We start from the raw sequence: 19246 nt of genomic DNA, 5'->3' as shown, positions 1-19246 counted from the left end.
ACCTTCCCCCTTAATAAACCGGGCTCAAGGGAACGATGGCGGAGAACCGCAGCCAGTCCTTCTGCGCCTTTGGCGTCCATGCCGCCTCGGCAATGGCCGGTAGCCGCGGGAAAACCAGATGGTTGAAATAGGCGCGGTTGAGGAAATGTTCGGACCAGATGCAGGCCTGAACACCTTTCATCCGCTCCTTCAATTCCTCGGGAAATTCGCCGACGGCCTCATAGGCATAGGTATGCGAAGGCGGAACGGTGCCGGCCCAGCTTGCACCCGGCTCCTGCCAGGCTTCATCCTGCACCATGTCGAGATAATAGGCCTGACCCGGCGTCATCACCACGTCATAACCCTGTTTTGCAAGCTCAAGACCCACTTCCGGCTTCTGCCACGCCATCAGCAATGTTCCCGCCGGATCGACACCGCCGCCGTGCGAAACCTCGTCCCAACCGGCAAGCTGGCGACCGCGCTCATGCAGCATCCCCTGAATGCGCTTCATGAAATAGGACTGGATGCCGAAGGTACCGTCGAGCCCCTCCTTTTCCATCAGTGCCTTGGCAAGCGGCGAGGCCAACCATGAACCATCCGCAACCTCATCGCCGCCGATATGGATCAGCCGCGACGGGAACAGCTCCACCATCTCGTCGAATATCTTGCCGAGGAACTCATAGGTCGGTTCGATGGCGGGGTTGAGCGCATTGTTCGGATATCCCTGCACTGAACGATAGCTGTCCGGCGCTTCCTGCCCGTCCGTCAGATCCGGATAGGCGGTGAGAGCCGCGGTGCTATGGCCGGGAATATCGACCTCTGGCACAATTTCGATATTCAATGCCGCCGCATGGGCAACGACCCTGCGCACGTCGTCCTGGGTATAATAGCCCGAAACCGGTTCAGCCCCGTTGCCGAGCTGCGGCAGAAGCGGCGCATCCGGACCACGTGTCGCGCCAACGGTGGTCAGCAGCGGATAGGCCTTGATTTCGAGACGCCACGCTTCGTCATCCGTCAGATGCCAATGGAAACGGTTCATGCGCAGCCATGCGAGAATATCGATAAGCCGCACGACATCGCCGGTCGGATAAAATTGCCGCGAGACATCCAGATGGCAGCCGCGCCAGCTGTAACGTGGCGCATCACTGATGCTGCCCGACGCCGGGAAGCGGAATTTGGGATCAATACGCGCGCCATGCAGCAATTGCGCCAGAACCGTCAGGCCATATTGCAGACCGGCAGCGGCCGAATATTCCACAACCACCGCTTCTCCGGAAAAGGTGAGACGATAACCCTCGGCTTCCAGCCCGCTATGCTGCTTGAAATGGAGCGGTTTACCCTCATGAGTCGGCGCAAGGCTGAACGGCACATGGCCAACGGCAAAAAGCCTACGGAACAGCGACAGCACGGTTTCCACCGCAAAAACTTCTTCCGTACTAGCGTCTTCCGTCGGGAAAAGCGCGACTGGAAAGCCCTCCCCCGGTTCGGCATTGATTTCAGCAGGCCACGGCTGGATGGCGAAAGGCAGTTCGAGCTCGCCTTCCGGAAGCAGCACGGGCGCCGGCTCGCTATGCCGCCCATCCAGCATCAGATCGCCGACATCAACTGCACGATGTGTCCCATCAGCAAGGCTGACATAGGCGGATTTCGCCCCGTCGGTGCGATGCCGGGCAGGCCTCAGGAGACCGTCGACGGTGAAGCGCCAGGATTTCCCCGCTTCAAGCACGAAACCGGCTGGCGGCGCAAACTCATGGAAATTGGCATTGCGGCGCAGATAAACGGCATTGCCGCAAGCCGGCTTGTCCACCGTCCGCGTCAGCGAGGTGTAGACGATGCGAAAATCCTTCAGCGGTTCGCGGGAAAGATTGACCAGCGTGAACGTAAAGCCGCCGGATGCGGACTCTGCGAGCGGGTGCCATGAATTTTCGAGACGGTAATTTGCGAGCGCCATGATGCTCCCCTTCATTGCGTTTTGAGCCCGTGAAAGGGCTTCGATCAGTAGTGTTCGGATTGCGAAAAAGTCCGGGCCAGCGGCGCCTGCCCCGCCGTCAGCCCGCAATCGACCGGCAGGCACACGCCGCTGATGGCCTGCGCCTGTGGACCGGCCAGAAAGGCTACCGCGCTGGCCACATCTTCGGGCCGCACGATCCGCTGCAGCGGATACCAGTGCTTCGCCTCCTCGAAGACCTGCGGATTGCTGGCCGCCCGTGCTTCCCATGCCTGTGTGCGCACGGTTCCGGGCGCAACGGCGTTAGCGCGAATACCGAATTTGCCGTATTCGACAGCGATCAGCTTCGTCAGATGGATCAATCCGGCCTTTGCCGCGCTATAGGCCGGATGGCCGAATACCGCCATGCCGTTGACGGAGGTAATGTTGACCACCGACCCCTGTGTCCGCTTCAGCGCATCCTCAAAAGCCCTGAAGCAGAGAAACGGCGCTTCGAGATTGAGGGCATTGTCCTTGCGCCATATGTCAGCGGTCGTGTCGTGCAGGCTTACGGCCCTTGCGGCACCCGCATTGTTGACGAGGGTTGCGACGTCGCCCAATTCCGCAACCTCAGTGGCCAGCCGCGCAAGGTCCTGCGGATCGGTGACATCACAGGTTTTCGTAACGAAGCCGGGACCGGAAAGCTGCGAAAGCGCATTGGACAGGGCGCCGCCATCGATATCGACCAACACCACCTTCGCGTGGCTTTCAGAAAGTGCTGCCGCAATCGCCCGACCAATGTCACCTGCCGCGCCGGTAACGACGGCGAGCTGGTCTTTCCTGTCCTTCATCTCCTACCACTCCCTTGAAGCTTTCCAACCCGCCACGGTGCGGGATATCAGGCAATGCAGCCCCTATTTTTTTATCATCCGCACTCAGTCACCGAGCAATTGCTTGTCATCCGAATCGCGATGCTCCACGAGCTGCTGTTTGATGTGACGCAACGTCACCATCGACCTTTGCCGGTGGTGATACGCGGCAAGCGTCGCAAGAATATCGACGGCCGCCAGATAGGCGTAACGCGATGAGGTCGGGCGGAAGATGTTGTTTCCCTCGGGCACATTGACGGCCACGACGATATCGGCCGCCACGGCCAGCGGCGTGTCACTCTGGGTCAGCGCGATGGTGGTCACCCCCATTTCCCGCGCCAGCCTGAAACACTTCACCAGTTCCATATTGCGACCGGAAAAGGACGAACCGATAATCACGTCTTCCTTGCGCGCGGCGGCCGTCATCATCAGTTGCATGCTGTGATCGGCACTGGTGGAAACGCGCAGCCCAAGGCGGAATAGCCGGTTCTGGATTTCCGAGGCGATCATCGAGGAGTTGCCGCCGGCACCGAAGGCGTAGATCATGCCGCCATTGGCAATCTTGATCGCCGCCTTTTCGGCAAGGGCGGGGTCAAGCGTCTTGTGCAGCAGGAAAAGCGCCTCCTGCGCCTTGGCAAGCACCTCCTCGGCAACATCCGACGGGCCCGTGCTTGATGGTTCCGAGGTTAGATAACGAATGCCCACATAAGCGGTCTTGGCGAGGCTGACCTTGAAATCTGAAAAGCTCAGACAACCCACACGACGGCAGAAACGCGTCACCGTCGGCGGAGAAACCTCGGCGCGGGCCGCAAGCTCGATGATCGAGGCATTGACGGCAAATTCGAAGTCCGAAACCAGAATATCGGCGATCCGCCGTTCCGATTGCGAGAACTGCCCCCTGTCTTCCTGTATTCTTGCGAAAATATCCATGTTCACCGGTCTCCGTTCCGCCAAAACTTAAGGCTTGGCCCCGTTACCGATGCATCCTAATCCGAGACGCCCGTCAACCGTACATACCCCTGAATCGATCATCTTTCGTCCCGATGACGACACGCCGCACATCCTTGATTTGAAAATAATTTTCTCTGTTGATTGCGAGATGAGCATATGCCAACAATCTGCGCCAGAGAAATCTCCAAATCCTGAAAATAATTTCAACAACGGACCACAACCATGCGCGATCCATTCAAGAACCCCTTTGCCGAAACAGACACCGCCCGCCATTCGATCTGGGAAATGCTGGTGACGCGGGACATCGATGCGTTCCTCACCGCCGACTGGTCGCAGGTCGCAGACGATTTCGTCGAGGACGGCTTTCTCGGCATTAACGCCAATCGTGAGGCTAACCCGGACAATTGGCGCCTGTCCTTCCCGTCGCTCGCCGCCTATCGCGACGAGTGGCTGAAACAGGCCAAGGATTTTCAAACCCAGCAATTTGCCGAAGACCCAAGGGGCGCCATCTTTGCCACCACCACGCTGGAAGAAATCGAAGTGGAAGGCGAAACTGCGCTGGTTCGCAAGAAATTCGACGGCGGGCTTCGCAAAGCCGATGGTGGCTTCGACGTCATGAAATGGCAGACGCTCTATTATTGCCGGCTGCACGAAGGACGCTGGAAGATCAGCGGTTTCACCGGTTACATGCCCAATCCCATGCCATGATAGAGCAGGCATGCGGGAACGCTGCGAACGCCGGGCCGAAAGCCCGGCGTTGTTTTTTCGTCTGGCGGCGACGACGGAAGACCGCCGGAAATGCATCGCATCAGAAACAGCCGGGCACGGGAAAACAGATTTCATGACCCGGTTCCTGCCCCTTATTGGATAAGCTTGAGGACTGAAAGGTCGACGCGCCGTTCCAGCGCAATGCCACTTTCATCGAACAGGTGGCAATCCGATGCCTTGATGCCGGTGATGATCGGTTCATCAACGACGACAGGCGCGGAACCGGACAGCAGCGCGCAATAGTTCTCGCCCGTCGGGGCTACGCCATAAGCGATCGTGTTCACCCCCAGCCGCTCGATGACGCTGGGCGACACCTTCACATTGAGGTCAGCCGTTTCAAGACCGGTATGTTCCGGGCGAATGCCAAGCGTCAGTTGCCTGCCTTCAAGGCCGGCGCGAGGCTCCACCGGCACCGTTACCGTCTGGCCCTCATATTCCACAGTCACGCCTTCGGCGCCGACGGATTTGCAAATGACCTTCAGGAAATTCATTTTCGGATTTCCGATGAAACCGGCGACGAACAGGTTGGCGGGCTTGTGATAGAGCTCGAGGGGCGCGCCGACCTGGGCGATTTCGCCGGCATTCAGCACCACGATGCGGTCGGCCATGGTCATGGCCTCGACTTGATCGTGGGTGACATAGATCATCGTCGCCTGCAACGTCCGGTGAAGATTGGTAAGCTCGATGCGCATATCGGCGCGAAGCGCCGCATCGAGGTTGGAAAGCGGCTCATCGAACAGGAATATCTTCGGCTCGCGAACGATGGCGCGGCCGATCGCCACGCGCTGGCGCTGGCCGCCGGACAACATGCCGGGGCGCTGCTGCAGACGCTGGTCGAGTTGCAGGATCTTGGCAACCCCTTCGACCTTTTCCTTGATCTTGTTCTCTTCCATCTTTTCGACGCGGAGCGGAAAAGCGATGTTTTCGAAAACCGTCATATGCGGATAGAGCGCATAGGACTGGAAGACCATGGCGATGCCGCGTTTGACCGGCGGCAATTCATTGACCTTCACGCCGTTAATGACGACGTCACCGGCGGTAATATCCTCAAGGCCGGCGATCATGCGCAGCAATGTGGATTTGCCGCATCCCGAAGGGCCGACAAAAACGACGAACTCGCCATCCCTGATGTCGAGCTGAACGCCCTTGATGACTTCGAAATGTCCATAGTTCTTGCGGACGTTGTTGAGATAAAGCTGACCCAAAACTTGCCTCTCCCGTCACCAGCCGACATCAGGCTGCGTTCAGAGACGTTCCGCAACACGGGGGGAAAACCGCGCCTTACCGGAACCGTTGAAAAACACGGGAAGCCCCTTCCGTCACAGCGGCTGGCATTCTCGCGGCGAATTCATGAGGTTGCGGGCGACCTGCGCCCGCAACCGTCGCATTGTGGATTATTTATACTGCTCGAGAGCGGTGGAGGCCTTCTTCGCGGCATCCTCCGGCGTAGCCTTGCCGGTGACGACAGACTGCACCATCTCGATCATCGTGTCCTGGAAACCCTTGTAGTCGGTGAAGAGCGGCTCGGGACCACCATAGGCGATACCGTCGATCAGCGGCTTCCAGAAGGGATCCTTGGCGATGAATTCATCGACCTTAGGCGACGGACGCAGCGGGGTGAGGCCAGCGCCGCCCTGCAATTCGTATTCGCCCTGCGGGCCGGGCGAAGTGATGAATTTGGCGAATTCTGTCGCCTTTTCTTCCACGCCGGTTCCCTTGAAGATCGCAAGGCTGTCGGTGATGAGCAGCGTGCCGGGACCCTTGGCTTCGGGACCGAGCGGCAACGTGGCAATGCCCCAGTTGATCTTGGTTTCCTGCAGGCGGGTTGCAGCACCCGAACCGGCCTGGATCATGCCGACCTTGCCATCAAGGAAGATGGCGCGGATTTCGTTCTGCTCATAGGCCGTCGGACCTTCGACGGAATAAGGCGTGATGTCCTTGTAAGCCGTGAGGGCTGCAACGACCTGCGGGCTGTCGACGGTGATCTTGTCGCCGTCGATGACCTTGCCGTTATTGGTGTAAACCCAATGCATGAACTGGTGCATGGTGTTGTCGAAGGTCTTGGCGGGCAGGCCATAACCGGCAATGCCGGTCTTTTCCTTGATCTGCTTGGCGAAGGCGATTTCTTCAGCCCAGGTCTTCGGCGGCACTTCGGGGTCGAGACCCGCCTGCTTGAACAGGTCCTTGTTCCAATAGAGCGCCTTGGTCGAGAAGGCGACCGGTACACCCCACTGTGTGTCCTCGAAGGTTACAGTGTCGACGATGTTGGGATAATAGGTCTTCTTTTCGTCTTCCGTCATCGGCACCGGAACGATGAGATCGTTCTGCGCGAACTGCTTCAGCGTGCGCGAACCGACATAGGCCATGGCGACCGGGGTGCCGGCAGCGGCGAGCGTGGTCGCCTTGTCCTGGCACTGGGCCCAGCCGACGACCTCGGGCACGACCTTCCAGCCCTCGTTCTTGCCTTCCCATTCCTTGATGTATTTCTCATGGATGGGGTCCATCTTGTCGCCGCAATAGATCCAGCTGATCTCCTTGTCGGCGGCGTGCGCCGTCACCGTCGTAAGGGCAGTGGAACCGGCAAATGCGAAAGCGCAGAGCGCCAATCCGTAATGTTTCAGTGCCATAGGTAGTCTCCCGTTTGGTGGTCGTTCCGGTTGTTGATTATTTCACCGCGCCGGCGGTAAGGCCGCTGACGAGATATCGTTGCATGAAGAAGATCACGACCATGGCCGGCGCAATGCCGACGAAGCTGGCCGCCATCAACTCATTCCAGATGACTTCCTGGCGACCGAAATAGGCGAATAGGCCGATGGGCAGCGGCATATATTCGGTCTTGGAATTGAAGGTGAGCGCGAAGATGAACTGCTGGGCATAGGCGCCGATGAAGGTGGTGATGGAGACGACAGCGATGCCCGGCATCGCCAGCGGCAGGATCACCCGGCGGAAGGTATAGAAATAGCTCGCACCGTCCACATAGGCCGCCTCTTCCAGCTCCCGCGGGATACGCAGCATATAGGTGCGCAGCAGCCAGATGGCAGTCGGGATCAGGAAGGCCGCGCCGGGAATGATCATCGCCAGATAGGTGTTCAGCACACCCATGTTGCGCATCAGCCGGTAAAGCGGGATCAGAAGCACCGCGCCCGAAAACATGTTGATCGCCAGAAACGCACCAAGCAACTGCCCACGCCCACGAAACTCAAAACGGGCGAAAGCATAGGAGGCCGGCACCACCAGGATGAGGACGATGATGGTCGAAATGGTGGAGATGAAGAAGGAGTTGAAAACGTAGCGGGCAAAGCCCGGAACGCTGACCCACATGGTCCGGTAGGCCTCGAAGGAACCGTTTTCCGGCCAGAACTTGTAGGGCGAGGAGAAAAGCAGGCTGAGCGGTTTCAGCGAAACCAGAAATCCTTCCACGAAGGGCGCCAGCACGAAGGTCAGGAATACGGCGATACCGCAATAAATCCCGACGATTTCATACCACCTGTAGCGGTTGATCATCGCATTCTTGTCGCTCATCGGCTGGCCTCCTGCGAGATGCGGCTGGTGATGCGGAAGTAGAAATAGGTGAAGATCGACAGGAAGATGCAGATCAGCACGGCGCGGGCCGCACCTTCACCGTATTTGTAGGAGCCGATCGCCGTCTTGTATGTGTCGATGATCATGGTCGTGGTCTGGCCGGTCGGACCGCCCTGCGTCAGGATCCAGATGATATCGAAGGAATTGAAGGTCGAAATCAGCGAGATCATCGACATGGTAATCATGGCCGGCAGCATCAGCGGCAGCGTGATACGGCGGAAGCGGTAAAAACGGCTTGCCCCGTCTGTCCACGCGGCCTCGTAGAGATCCTGCGGAATGGCCTGAATGGCCGCCAGCAGATAGAGCGTCACCATCGGCACGCCGATCCAGACGTCGGTGACGATCGTCGCCCAGAAGGCCGTTCTGCCATAGGCGAGGAACGCAACCGGACCATCCACCAGGCCAAGGTTCTGGAGCACCCCGGAAATCATGCCGAACTGGCCGTTATACATCCAGCCCCACATGAAGATGCCGATAGCCATCGGCACGATCCATGGCGGCATGGTCAGGATACGGAACAGCGCCCGGCCGGGCACGGCCGAATTCAGCAGAACTGCACCGAATGTGCCGATGATCATCTTTATCGAGACGGAAAAGAACGTCCAGATAAAGGTCCGCGTGATGACATCGGCAAAAGTCGCGTTGAAAATCTTCTCGTAGTTGATGAAGCCGACCCAATTCGTCGTTTTTCTAAGCGACGCATCGGTAAAGGACAGGATGAAGGTATCGACGAGCGGATAAGCAACGATAACCGTGATATATAAAAGCGCCGGCAGAAGAAGAAGCCAGGCAAAGACGACCGCGCTGCGTTTCGCATCCATCGCGCCGCCCCCTCAAGCCGATTTCACAGCGGGGGATTTCGGCTGCCCGTGCAGCGCCAGATCGTATTCCTCCCACACCGGCTTGAGATCGATCACTTTACGGCCATGGCGCGCTTCGTCCATGGCAAGCGCCAGAATACCGGCCTCGATCGCATCGAGTGCGGAAACCGGAAGGGCCGCACCCTTGACGATATGGGCGATCACGTCCTCGGCCATCTGCTCGTCCGCCCCGTAATGCTGCGAGAGCGCAGTCGCCGCCGAATAGGTCTTGGCCACGGTCTTTTCATTTGTCCGGGCATTGTGCACGTTCAGGAAGCCGCGCACGAAATCACCCTCGGCCATGCCCTTGGCGCCAATGACGCAGAAACGGCGGAAATCGTCGGGAACGTTGAGATTGGTATGGAAGGCGAGCGATGCGCCGTTCTCATATTCGACGATCGCCGTCTGGTAATCGATGATGTCGCCGTCGCTGTCGAATACCTTGTCAGAACCCATCCAGCCGCTCGGCTTGCGATGGTACACCTCCATGTCGTTGATGCCGTCATGCTGCGGCGCGTTTGCCGGCGTGAAGCTCTTGCGCCCGCCGAAGCTCGAGACGAAACGCGGCCGCGCACCGACCACGCCATTGTAGAGATCGAGGTCGTGGCAGCATTTTTCCAGCATGAAGGAGCCGGAATAATGCTCGTAACGCCGCCAGTCGCGCATGAAGAACGCGCCATGATAGGGCGGAATATGTTCCGAGGCCTCGATGGAAACAACATCGCCGAGCTTGCCTTCGGCCTGAGCGGCGCGCAGATCGCGGTAAAGCGGCGAATAACGCAGGACAAGGCCCACCAGTAGCCGCTCATGACCGTGCTTGTTGAGCAGTCGGGCAAGCTCAAGGCTTTCCTCGATGCTGACGACGATCGGCTTTTCACTGAAGATGGTGCAACCGGCTTCGAGCCCGAGGCGGATATGCTCCAGGTGCATATGGTTCGGCGAGCCGATCATCAGAAGATCGAATTTTTCGTTGGCGATCAGTGCCTCGGGGCTGTCATACGCCTTGCCGACCGAAATGCCCTTTTCCTGCAGACCCGGCAGGCCAGCCGGAGCGGGATCGACATAACCGACGATCTCGAAATCCTTGTCGATTTCATGAAAAACGTAGCCCAGATAACCGAGACGGAATCCGAGTCCGATAATTCCCACCTTCATGAACTTTGTTCCCTGTTCATTCGTAATTCATTTTCGCAGAAGTGACCATTTCTACGTTGGCCATTCAGTTATCTGCGATAATTTCCTGCCACGATGAAATTAATTTTCAAGACGGTCAAGTTAAATTCGATTTCGCACGTCCAACTCAGGACCGGAGACCGATTTTTCCCAGCGATACGAGTGCGCAACAGAGCGCCGTCGACCACCGCTGCGAAAACAATACCAAAAAAATGCCAATCGTCTAGAGCAATATCTGCAACCGGAAAAATTTTTTGGTTAATGGACGAATTTCAAGCATAAAGCCTTATTATTCGGCAAACTACCGAATAAATCCCCTATTAATCGTACAAATTCGTTAATGGTTTTATTTTGGTATTGCTGATTATGGCGCGTATGGTATAGCCAGAATTGGCCACATTAATTGTGACAGAGGTTATGGATGAACGGGGCAGTGCTTAATCTGGATGACCTGCAATCGGGAGGCGGCGGCCCGCTCTATCTGAAACTGCGTCAGACGATTGAAGACGCCATCAATGGCGGTCGACTGAAGCATGGTGACGCCCTGCCGCCCGAGCGTGACATTGCCGAAAGCGCCTGCGTCAGCCGCGTGACGGTGCGCAAGGCGGTGGATGATCTGGTGCGCGACGGTCTTCTGGTCCGCAGGCACGGTTCCGGCACCTTTGTCGTCAAACCCATCACCCGCATGCAGCAGCCACTGACCAAGCTTACCTCGTTTACGGAAGATATGCGCCGCCGCGGCATGGCCGCAAGCACGCGCTGGCTGGACAGGGGATTGTTCTATCCGACCGGCGACGAGATGATGGCGCTCGGCCTTTCCCAATCCGCCATGGTGGCGCGGCTTACCCGCCTACGCCTTGCCAATGACCAGCCGATTGCGCTCGAAGTGACGAGCCTGCCCGGTGATCTTCTGCCCGACCCGCAGCTGGTCGAGAACTCGCTTTATCTGGAGCTTGAGAAAAACGGCATTCGCCCCGTCCGTGCCATTCAGCGCATTTCCGCCCGCAATCTGACGGATGAGGAAACGCTGCTGCTGGGCGTTCCGCCGGGCTCGGCAGCGCTGTCCGTTCAGCGTATGGCCTATCTGGAAAGCGGACGGCTCATGGAAATATCACGCGCCCTTTACCGCAGCGACGCCTATGACCTCGTCGCCGAATTGACGATGACCTCAGAGTGAAACACACCGACCAAGGACACGAAACGATGACAACCCTGATGCGCCAGGAAATCAACGAGATTCCCGATGCCGTCGCCCGTCTGCTGGACAATGCGAAAAATGATTTTCAGGAAGCCGGCAGCCAGCTGAAGGCCCGCGATCCAGCCGTTATCGTCACGATTGCGCGCGGATCCTCAGATCACGCCGCGCATTTCCTGAAATATGCGATCGAATTGCAAACCGGACTGCCGGTCGCGTCGCTCGGGCCCTCGCTCGCCTCGATCTACCAGACGAAACTGCGGCTGGAACGGGCGGCGGCCTTCGCCGTATCGCAATCGGGCAAAAGCCCTGATATCGTTGCGCTGGCGGAAAGCGCCGGCAAGGGCGGCGCGCTCACCTTCTCTCTCGTCAACACCCTGCCCTCTCCGCTTGGCAATGCGGCCAATCAGGCCATCGACATTCAGGCGGGACCGGAAAAAGCGGTCGCCGCCACCAAATCCTTCGTCAACTCCATCGTTGCCGGCCTCGCGATCCTTGCCGAGTGGACGGAAGACAGCCTGCTCGCCAAAGCCGTCAGCGACCTGCCGCAGAATTTCGCAAGAGCCGTTGCGCTGGACTGGAGCCAGATTGCCGAGGCGGTGAAGGGCGAAGAATCGCTTTATATGCTGGGCCGAGGCCCTGCCCTTGCCATTGCCGCAGAAGCCGCGCTGAAATGCAAGGAAACCTGCGAACTGCACGCGGAAGCCTACTCCTCGGCGGAAGTCATGCATGGCCCCGTTTCGCTGGTCGCACCGAAATTCCCGGTCATCGCCTTTGCCGCACGCGACCGCGCCGAGACTTCGGTGACGGATATCGCCGCAAATCTTGCCCATAAGGGCGCAAATGTTTTCGTCACATCTTCAAAAGGCAGCCCGGCCAAGCCCCTGCCCTTCGTCGAGACCAACCATCCGCTGACCGATGCCCTGTTGCTCATCGCGCCGTTTTACGGCTTCATCGAGCAATTGTCGCGCGCACGCGGCTTCAACCCGGATGCGCCGGCGGCATTGAAGAAGGTAACGGAAACCCAATGAGCGGCATAAAGGCATTTGTCGGCGCCCGTATTTTCGATGGCGCCGCCTGGCATGATGGCAAGGCGCTACTGACCAGCGACGGACACGTCACCGCCATCTCACACAACGTGCCTGCCGAAGCCGAAGTGATTGATGCGAACGGATTGCTCATCGCGCCGGGCTTCATAGACCTTCAGGTCAATGGCGGCGGCGGGGTCATGTTCAACAACCAGCCGGATGTGGCCGGCATCGCGCGCATCTGCTCCGCCCACGCAAAATTCGGCACCACGGCGCTGATGGTCACGCTCATCACCGACCAGCCGGATGTGACCTCCAAAGCGGCACAGGCGGGCATCGCCGCCAGTACGGCAAATGTGCCGGGTTTCCTCGGTCTGCATTTCGAGGGGCCACATCTTTCGGTCGCACGCAAGGGCACCCATGATCCGGCGCTGATCCGAAAGATGGAAGCAGCCGATCTTGAGGTTCTGACCCGTTGCAAGGCGGAGCTTGCCTTCGTGCTGACCACCATTGCGCCGGAAAACGTCACCGAAGAGCAGGTTGCAACGCTCCGAAAAGCCGGCATCGTCGTCAGCCTCGGCCACACCGACACAGGTCTCGATGTGGCGACGGCCTATGCTGATGCCGGCGCTTCCATGGTAACTCATCTCTTCAACGCCATGAGCCCGCTTGGCCATCGCGAACCCGGTCTGGTGGGAGCCGCACTTTCAAACGGAAAACTGGATTGCGGTCTGATCGCCGATGGTTTCCATGTCGATCCGGCCGCAATCGGCATTGCGCTGCGCGCCAAGAATGGCCCCGCCCGCATCTTCCTCGTCACCGATGCCATGTCCACCATCGGCACGGATGATGACGGCTTCGAACTGAACGGCCGGCGCGTCTACCGCAATGGCGGACGCCTGACACTAGCCGATGGCACGCTGGCGGGAGCGGACATCGACATGCTCTCCTGCATCCGTTTCATGCATGAGAAGATGGGCCTGCCGCTGGAGGAGGCCTTGAGAATGGCCTCCGCTTATCCGGCAAAAGCCATCGGTGCGACGGCTAAGGGAAAACTCCAGACCGGTTCCGATGCGGATTTCGTGGTGCTGACACCTGACCTTCAAATGCATTCCACATGGATCGGTGGAGAAAAAATCCACGATGCAGCGCGCTCCGGAGCCTGAACAATGATCGTTTGTTTCGATATTGGCGGAACGACCATCAAGGGGGCCATTGCTTATGCCCCCGATGATATTCGCCCCGTGCCGCGCATACCGACACCGAAAACCAGTTTCGAGGATTTCGCAGCCGGCCTGAAGTCCGTCATCGACGAGAGCGGCGGTTCGCCCGCCTGCGTGTCGCTGTCGATTGCCGGCGTCATCGATCCCGAAACCGGCAAGGCCACCGTTGCCAATATTCAGAGTATCCATGGCAGGGTGCTGAAGGACGAGTTGGAAAAAGCGCTCAACCTTCCTGTCATCGTTTCAAACGATGCCGATTGTTTCGTGATCGCCGAATCGGAAATCGGTTCCGGACAGGGCCATCGTGTCGTCTTCGGCGTCATCCTCGGAACGGGTGTCGGCGGCGGGCTGGTCATCGATGGCAGGCTCATCAACAGCGATGGCGGTTTCGCCGGTGAATGGGGCCATGGGCCGGTGGCTGCCACATTGGCGGGCAACCCGCCGGTAGCGCTACCGCGTTTTGAGTGCGGCTGTGGCCTCACCGGTTGCGTCGATGCGATCGGCAGCGCCCGCGGTATGGAAAAGCTGCATTTGCATCTTCACCGGCAGGAGATGACCAGCGAGGACATCATCTCCGCCTGGCAGGCGGGCGATGCGCAGGCCGCGAGAACCATCGATGTTCTCATTGATATTCTCGCCTCACCATTGGCGATGGTGATCAACGTCACCGGCGCAACCATCGTGCCTGTCGGCGGTGGGCTTTCGAATTCACGAGAGCTTCTGATCGCTCTGGACGAAGCGGTCAGGGGCCGCGTTCTCCGGCGTTTCAATCGCCCGCTGGTCGTGCCTGCCATTTGCCGGATCGAGCCGGGGCTGATCGGTTCCGCCGTCATCGGACTGAAATATGAGAAGGAAATCGCCGTCCCTGCCTGAGCGGTCTTATGTCTCGATCTTTTCCCGGCGGAAGCCCAGCCCGACCAGCCGCCCGGTCAAATGGGCAAGAAGCGGAAATCGCATGAGCGCCAGCACGAGGGCCGGCGGACCTTTCGGCTTTTCCGACTCCTCCGCCTGCCCCTTCTTGCGACCGATACGCATCATCCGCTGCAGAAATTGCGTGGCCTTGGTTGGGAAGGATCGCCGTTTTTCGATTGCGGCGAGATCATCGTCACCAACCGGCCGGCCGGACAAAAATACCGGCACGAGCACGTTGGCAGCGGCAACGGCATCCTGAACGGCCAGATTGACGCCGACACCGCCAACCGGCGACATGGCATGGGCCGCGTCCCCAATGCAGATCAGACCGGGTTTCCACCAGCGCTTCAGCCGGTCGATGCGAACGGTCAGGAGATGCACGTCATCCCAGCTATTAAGCTCGTCAAGCCTCTCGCGCGGGAAAGGGCAAATTTCCGCCACCCTGTCCCTGAACGCTTCAAGTCCCTGCAGCTTTATGTCCGCGAAAAAGCCTTTGCGCACCACATAACCGCATTGCCAGTAATCACCCCGGTTGATCATCACGAACCCCTGCCGCGAACCGACGTGTCCCATGGTTTCGGTCGAATCACCCGGCTGCTTCGAAAGGCGCATCCACAGCACCTCGGTCGGAATACCGAACCGCTGGATTTCGAGCCCCGCCGCCTCCCGGACTATGGAAGTGCGGCCATCCGCACCCACCACCAGATCAGCGGCAATCTCGATCACACCATCAGGTGTATTGACGATGAGACCGCCGACACGCCCGGCGCGCTCGATCAGGCTGGTGACCGGCGCATTCATAAGCAGCCGGAAGTTCTCATATTGCCCGGCCTTGCCGACGATGAAATTGAGAAAATCCCATTGCGGCATGAAGGCGATGAAACGATGGCGGACCGGCAGCCGGGAAAAATCCGCAATCGTGATACGCTCGCCGCCGATAACCGCGTTCAGCCGTGGCGCACGCGTATGCGGCAAGCTCAGGAACTCCTCGATGAAACCCAGCTGCTCCATCAGTTCAAGTGTGGAGGGATGAATGGTGTCGCCGCGAAAATCGCGCAGGAAATCCCCGTGTTTCTCGACCACCGTTACATCGATACCGCTGCGCGCAAGCAGCAGGCCAAGCATCACACCCGCCGGCCCACCGCCGGCAATGGCAACGGAGGTATGGATGTACTGAACCGCCTTACCGTCATTTTCCGGCACGACCTTCGCTTCTTCCATCACATCTCTCCGTTTCCGCCCCGTTAAACGTCCCTATCCTGGATCCGCCACCGGAAGATTTGCATTTTTCGGCTGCGGCCAACCATAGGCATCGAACCGAAACAGCATTTCGGACCGAGCAAAGATAAAAGCGAAGGCCATGGCCGTCCACATACCGAGCAGCAGCCCCACGGCGACATCACTTGGATAATGCGCGCCAACGATGACACGCGAAACGCCGATGACAAGGGCGAGCAAGAGAAACGCCCAGCGGAAGCGCGGCATCAGCATGGCGAAAACGCCGAAAAACGCACCGGCAGCGGTCGAATGACCAGAGGGAAAGCTTTCGTAGAGATTATCCCCGGTAAATGGCGTGAGGCTATAGGCCCCCATTTCCAGGAAAAGCTCCGGCCGCGCCCGCCCGATCAGGAATTTCAGCGTGTGGACGAGAATGCTCGCCGTTCCGATCGTCAGGAAAAAATAGGCGAGAAGCCGCCATGCGGTTCTCAAGCGACCGGCATAGGTCTGCGCCTGCAAAACCCGTGCGCCGACATAGGCAAGAATGGCAAGGGCGCCCGTGGAATAAAGCATCCAGCTGAAGGTTCCGAAATCGGTGATGGCGCGATTGAAGGAGACGATCGTTCCGGGCAGGGCCTGCGCGCTTTCGGAAAGACGTGGATCGAGAGGAATAAAGACCAGCACCAGCACAAGGCTTGCTGCAAAAATCCATCCGCTGGAAACCAGGAAACGTCGCATCTAAGTCCTCTCATCGTTTTTCTTGCATATGGCTTTGCCATCCGCAAAAACAATAGCCGGGCTTTATCCTTGTTATGGCTGATTTTCGCGAGTAGAGGCTAGTGCATGTCACCGAAACTGTGCAGCGGTTTCGCAAGAATGGCATGCTCTAAAAGGTGCGAACCGCACAATACCAACGGACCGAAGATGACGAATGCCAGTGAAATGCCACGCAAACTGACGATATTGGGTTCGACCGGTTCGATCGGCACCAACACGCTGGATGTCGTGCGTCAGCTCGGCGGCCGCGACCAATTCCAGATCATGGCGCTGACTGGCGCGGGAAACATCGCACTTCTGGCAGAGCAGGCGCGTCAATTCGGCGCACAGATGGTGGTGACGGCCGAAGATGACAAATATGAAGCATTGAAATCAGCCCTTGCCGGCACCGGCATAAAAGTTGCCGCTGGCAAATCAGGCCTTGAAGAAGCTGCGTCGATGGATGCCGGCTGGGTGATGGCGGCGATTGCCGGGACGCCCGGCCTCGCCCCGACGCTGACAGCCGCCCGGCGCGGCGCCGATATCGCCCTTGCCAACAAGGAATGCCTCGTTTCAGCCGGTGATGTTTTTCTGCGCACGGTCAAACAGGGCGGCGGCAGGCTGATCCCGGTCGACAGCGAACACAGCGCGATCTTCCAGTGCCTGACGGGCGACCACAAACAGGCGGTGGAGCGTATCGTGCTGACGGCCTCCGGCGGGCCATTCCGCACCTGGTCACGCGACGAGATGGCCAATGTCACGGCCGATATTGCCCGCGCCCATCCCAACTGGTCGATGGGGCTGAAGGTATCCATCGGCAGCGCCTCGATGTTCAACAAGGGGCTGGAAATGATCGAGGCGAAATATCTCTTCGATCTCCGGCCCGATCAGGTGGAGGTGATCGTCCACCCGCAGTCGATCATACATTCAATGGTCGGTTACACCGACGGCTCCTATATCGCCCAGCTCGGTTCGCCAGACATGCGCACCGCCATCTCCTATGCCCTTACCTATCCTGAGCGCGGTAATCTCAGCGTGGAACGACTGGATTTCGCAAAACTGGCGCGGCTCGATTTCGAGGCACCGGATGAAGCCCGCTTCCCCGCGTTGCGGCTCGCCCGTATGGCGCTGGAGCGTGGTGGTTTGCAGGGCGCGGCCCTGAACGCAGCCGAAGAGACCGCCTTTCACGCCTTCGTCGCGGGCGGCATCGGCTTCCTCGACATGGCCGAAATCGTCGAAACGGTCATGGACCGCATGCATGACGGCCGCTCCGCCTCCACGATTGAAGATGTGTTTGCGGCGGACGAAGAAGCCCGCCGCCACGCCCGCAAGTTGATCTCCACCAAAGAAAAGGCCGCGTAAACGCGGCCCGGTCTGCTTTTATTTGAGCTACGGCCTCACGCCACCGCCCGCGCCAACGCGCAATGCGACCAGAGCTGATGCAGCGCACCAACCAGCTGCTCAATATCGGCATCGCTATGCAGCGGTGTCGGGGTGATGCGCAGGCGCTCGGTCTTGCGCGGCACGGTCGGATAATTGATCGGCTGCACATAGACGCCGTGATTGTCGAGCAGGATATCCGAAATCCACTTGCACTTGGCGGCATCGCCGACCATGACGGGTACGATGTGGCTCGGATTGTCCATATGCGGAATACCGCGCGCGTCCAGAAGGCCGCGCAGCTTGCGCACCCGGTCCTGATGGCGGGCGCGCTCGAAAGGGCTGGCCTTCAGATGCTGGATCGAGGCAATGGCGCCGGCAGCGAGCGACGGCGGCAGGGCCGTCGTGAAGATGAAACCGGAGGCGAAAGAGCGGATGAAGTCGCAGACCGCAGTGGAGCCGGTAATATAACCACCCATCACGCCGAAGGCCTTGCCAAGCGTTCCTTCGATGATCGTCAGGCGATCCATCAGGCCTTCGCGCTCGGCAATGCCGCCACCGCGCGGGCCATACATGCCAACGGCGTGAACCTCGTCGAGATAGGTCATGGCGCCATAACGGTCGGCCAGATCACAGATTTCCTTGATAGGCGCGATATCGCCATCCATCGAATAGACCGATTCAAAGGCGATGAGTTTCGGCGCATTTGGATCAGCGGCCTTGAGCTTTGCCTCGAGATCTTCGAGATCGTTGTGCTTCCAGATCACCCGTTCGCAACGACCGTAACGGATACCTTCGATCATCGATGCATGGTTGAGCGCATCGGAGAAAATGATGAGGCCCGGAATCTTCTGGCCGAGTGTGCCGAGGGTGGCCCAGTTGGACACATAACCCGAGGTGAAGATCAGCGCCGATTCCTTGCCGTGCAGATCGGCAAGTTCCTGTTCAAGAAGCACATGATAATGGTTGGTACCAGAAATATTCCGGGTGCCTCCCGCACCCGCGCCACAGTGATCGATCGCCGCTTTCATGGCTTCGATGACTTTCGGGTTCTGGCCCATGCCGAGATAGTCGTTGGAGCACCAGACCGTTACGTCCTTGCGCTCGCCATTGGCGTTATACCGTGTCGCGCGGGGAAAATTGCCCTGCTGGCGTTCGATATCCGCAAAAACGCGATAACGTCCCTCAGAATGCAGGCTTTGCAGTTCCGTCGTGAAAAATGCCTCGAAGTCCATGCCATGCTCCAGAATTGACCAGACCGTTTTCCGCTCCGACACCGGGACCGTCAACCCTTTCGGGCCACTTTAACCGCGTCTGCGTCAATTCGCCGTTGTTTTGAACCATTCCAATAAACCGTTTATAGCCGTCAATGAAAAGTACAAAATTGATTCACATCAAAAAACCACGAATTTTGGAACCTTTTTC

17 protein-coding genes are annotated in these 19246 nt (G+C 58.7%); 6 read left to right on the top strand and 11 right to left on the bottom strand.

The genetic code is table 11. The annotated features are described in order from the left end of the window. Positions 1-10: 10 nt before the first annotated feature. From ACQZ5F_RS23665 to ACQZ5F_RS23655, 3 genes are all read right to left on the bottom strand, one after another. Entirely contained in the window at positions 11-1930 is a 1920-nt protein-coding gene (locus tag ACQZ5F_RS23665; RefSeq protein ID WP_225338281.1) for a beta-N-acetylhexosaminidase, read from the bottom strand. Between the two features lie 44 nt (positions 1931-1974). Beyond that, positions 1975-2757: an SDR family oxidoreductase gene (locus ACQZ5F_RS23660; RefSeq protein WP_225338280.1), complete on the bottom strand. Its 783-nt coding sequence runs from the start codon at positions 2755-2757 to the stop codon at positions 1975-1977. A gap of 84 nt (positions 2758-2841) precedes the next feature. After that, positions 2842-3705 carry a MurR/RpiR family transcriptional regulator gene (locus tag ACQZ5F_RS23655; protein WP_046799507.1) on the bottom strand — a complete coding sequence of 288 codons (864 nt, stop codon included), beginning with the start codon at positions 3703-3705 and terminating at the stop codon, positions 2842-2844. Between the two features lie 243 nt (positions 3706-3948). Between ACQZ5F_RS23655 and ACQZ5F_RS23650 the strand changes: the two genes are divergently transcribed. Then, a complete protein-coding gene (locus ACQZ5F_RS23650; protein WP_225338279.1) occupies positions 3949-4434 on the top strand; it encodes a hypothetical protein in 486 nt (161 codons plus the stop codon). Positions 4435-4586: 152 nt separating this feature from the next. Here ACQZ5F_RS23650 and ACQZ5F_RS23645 read toward each other — a convergent pair whose 3' ends face one another. The 5 genes from ACQZ5F_RS23645 to ACQZ5F_RS23625 form a co-directional block, all read right to left on the bottom strand. Continuing rightward, complete coding sequence (locus ACQZ5F_RS23645) at positions 4587-5699, bottom strand: ABC transporter ATP-binding protein (RefSeq protein ID WP_225338278.1); 1113 nt, start codon at positions 5697-5699, stop codon at positions 4587-4589. Between the two features lie 189 nt (positions 5700-5888). Next, positions 5889-7121, bottom strand: coding sequence for an ABC transporter substrate-binding protein (locus tag ACQZ5F_RS23640; RefSeq protein ID WP_225338277.1), 1233 nt, complete (start codon positions 7119-7121; stop codon positions 5889-5891). Between the two features lie 37 nt (positions 7122-7158). Beyond that, positions 7159-8016, bottom strand: a complete 858-nt coding sequence (locus ACQZ5F_RS23635) for a carbohydrate ABC transporter permease (RefSeq protein WP_020809501.1) — start codon at positions 8014-8016, stop codon at positions 7159-7161. Next, the gene (locus ACQZ5F_RS23630; RefSeq protein ID WP_003521273.1) at positions 8013-8897 is read right to left on the bottom strand and encodes a carbohydrate ABC transporter permease; all 885 of its coding nucleotides are present in this window, start codon (positions 8895-8897) and stop codon (positions 8013-8015) included. The genes ACQZ5F_RS23635 and ACQZ5F_RS23630 overlap by 4 nt, the downstream gene beginning before the upstream one ends. A gap of 12 nt (positions 8898-8909) precedes the next feature. Beyond that, the gene (locus tag ACQZ5F_RS23625) at positions 8910-10091 is read right to left on the bottom strand and encodes a Gfo/Idh/MocA family protein (protein ID WP_225338276.1); all 1182 of its coding nucleotides are present in this window, start codon (positions 10089-10091) and stop codon (positions 8910-8912) included. A gap of 439 nt (positions 10092-10530) precedes the next feature. Here ACQZ5F_RS23625 and ACQZ5F_RS23620 point away from each other — a divergent pair, with 439 nt between their 5' ends. The 4 genes from ACQZ5F_RS23620 to ACQZ5F_RS23605 are packed head-to-tail and all read left to right on the top strand — an operon-like array spanning position 10531 to position 14428. Continuing rightward, entirely contained in the window at positions 10531-11286 is a 756-nt protein-coding gene (locus ACQZ5F_RS23620) for a GntR family transcriptional regulator (RefSeq protein ID WP_046799515.1), read from the top strand. A gap of 26 nt (positions 11287-11312) precedes the next feature. After that, the gene (locus tag ACQZ5F_RS23615; protein ID WP_225338275.1) at positions 11313-12335 is read left to right on the top strand and encodes an SIS domain-containing protein; all 1023 of its coding nucleotides are present in this window, start codon (positions 11313-11315) and stop codon (positions 12333-12335) included. Then, a complete protein-coding gene (gene nagA / locus ACQZ5F_RS23610; RefSeq protein WP_225338274.1) occupies positions 12332-13498 on the top strand; it encodes an N-acetylglucosamine-6-phosphate deacetylase in 1167 nt (388 codons plus the stop codon). The genes ACQZ5F_RS23615 and nagA overlap by 4 nt, the downstream gene beginning before the upstream one ends. A 3-nt stretch (positions 13499-13501) precedes the next feature. Beyond that, entirely contained in the window at positions 13502-14428 is a 927-nt protein-coding gene (locus tag ACQZ5F_RS23605) for an ROK family protein (RefSeq protein WP_046799518.1), read from the top strand. A gap of 6 nt (positions 14429-14434) precedes the next feature. On the opposite strand, the gene ACQZ5F_RS23600 is transcribed toward ACQZ5F_RS23605, so the two are convergent. Then, positions 14435-15688 carry an FAD-dependent oxidoreductase gene (locus ACQZ5F_RS23600; RefSeq protein WP_225338273.1) on the bottom strand — a complete coding sequence of 418 codons (1254 nt, stop codon included), beginning with the start codon at positions 15686-15688 and terminating at the stop codon, positions 14435-14437. A 33-nt stretch (positions 15689-15721) separates the two neighbouring features. Beyond that, the gene (locus ACQZ5F_RS23595; RefSeq protein ID WP_225338272.1) at positions 15722-16423 is read right to left on the bottom strand and encodes a phosphatase PAP2 family protein; all 702 of its coding nucleotides are present in this window, start codon (positions 16421-16423) and stop codon (positions 15722-15724) included. A 186-nt stretch (positions 16424-16609) separates the two neighbouring features. On the opposite strand from ACQZ5F_RS23595, the gene ACQZ5F_RS23590 reads away from it, so the two are divergent. Next, positions 16610-17803, top strand: coding sequence for a 1-deoxy-D-xylulose-5-phosphate reductoisomerase (locus tag ACQZ5F_RS23590; protein WP_225244948.1), 1194 nt, complete (start codon positions 16610-16612; stop codon positions 17801-17803). A 35-nt stretch (positions 17804-17838) separates the two neighbouring features. Here ACQZ5F_RS23590 and hemA read toward each other — a convergent pair whose 3' ends face one another. Continuing rightward, entirely contained in the window at positions 17839-19056 is a 1218-nt protein-coding gene (gene hemA / locus ACQZ5F_RS23585; RefSeq protein ID WP_052818764.1) for a 5-aminolevulinate synthase, read from the bottom strand. Positions 19057-19246: the final 190 nt, after the last annotated feature.

It is taken from the genome of Agrobacterium sp. 22-210-1, from assembly GCF_053522525.1.
Note: the sequence above shows the minus strand (reverse complement) of the source record. Positions and strands in the feature narration are given on the sequence as shown.

What these genes read in the sequence shown, in the direction of transcription:
- ACQZ5F_RS23630 (WP_003521273.1), bottom strand. Translation starts at nt 8,897, where the DNA reads ATGGATGCGAAACGCAGCGCGGTCGTCTTTGCCTGGCTTCTTCTTCTG.
- ACQZ5F_RS23605 (WP_046799518.1), top strand. Translation starts at nt 13,502, where the DNA reads ATGATCGTTTGTTTCGATATTGGCGGAACGACCATCAAGGGGGCCATT.
- ACQZ5F_RS23650 (WP_225338279.1), top strand. Translation starts at nt 3,949, where the DNA reads ATGCGCGATCCATTCAAGAACCCCTTTGCCGAAACAGACACCGCCCGC.
- ACQZ5F_RS23660 (WP_225338280.1), bottom strand. Translation starts at nt 2,757, where the DNA reads ATGAAGGACAGGAAAGACCAGCTCGCCGTCGTTACCGGCGCGGCAGGT.
- ACQZ5F_RS23600 (WP_225338273.1), bottom strand. Translation starts at nt 15,688, where the DNA reads ATGGAAGAAGCGAAGGTCGTGCCGGAAAATGACGGTAAGGCGGTTCAG.
- ACQZ5F_RS23590 (WP_225244948.1), top strand. Translation starts at nt 16,610, where the DNA reads ATGACGAATGCCAGTGAAATGCCACGCAAACTGACGATATTGGGTTCG.
- nagA (WP_225338274.1), top strand. Translation starts at nt 12,332, where the DNA reads ATGAGCGGCATAAAGGCATTTGTCGGCGCCCGTATTTTCGATGGCGCC.
- ACQZ5F_RS23665 (WP_225338281.1), bottom strand. Translation starts at nt 1,930, where the DNA reads ATGGCGCTCGCAAATTACCGTCTCGAAAATTCATGGCACCCGCTCGCA.
- ACQZ5F_RS23625 (WP_225338276.1), bottom strand. Translation starts at nt 10,091, where the DNA reads ATGAAGGTGGGAATTATCGGACTCGGATTCCGTCTCGGTTATCTGGGC.
- ACQZ5F_RS23615 (WP_225338275.1), top strand. Translation starts at nt 11,313, where the DNA reads ATGACAACCCTGATGCGCCAGGAAATCAACGAGATTCCCGATGCCGTC.
- hemA (WP_052818764.1), bottom strand. Translation starts at nt 19,056, where the DNA reads ATGGACTTCGAGGCATTTTTCACGACGGAACTGCAAAGCCTGCATTCT.
- ACQZ5F_RS23620 (WP_046799515.1), top strand. Translation starts at nt 10,531, where the DNA reads ATGAACGGGGCAGTGCTTAATCTGGATGACCTGCAATCGGGAGGCGGC.
- ACQZ5F_RS23640 (WP_225338277.1), bottom strand. Translation starts at nt 7,121, where the DNA reads ATGGCACTGAAACATTACGGATTGGCGCTCTGCGCTTTCGCATTTGCC.
- ACQZ5F_RS23635 (WP_020809501.1), bottom strand. Translation starts at nt 8,016, where the DNA reads ATGAGCGACAAGAATGCGATGATCAACCGCTACAGGTGGTATGAAATC.
- ACQZ5F_RS23595 (WP_225338272.1), bottom strand. Translation starts at nt 16,423, where the DNA reads ATGCGACGTTTCCTGGTTTCCAGCGGATGGATTTTTGCAGCAAGCCTT.
- ACQZ5F_RS23655 (WP_046799507.1), bottom strand. Translation starts at nt 3,705, where the DNA reads ATGGATATTTTCGCAAGAATACAGGAAGACAGGGGGCAGTTCTCGCAA.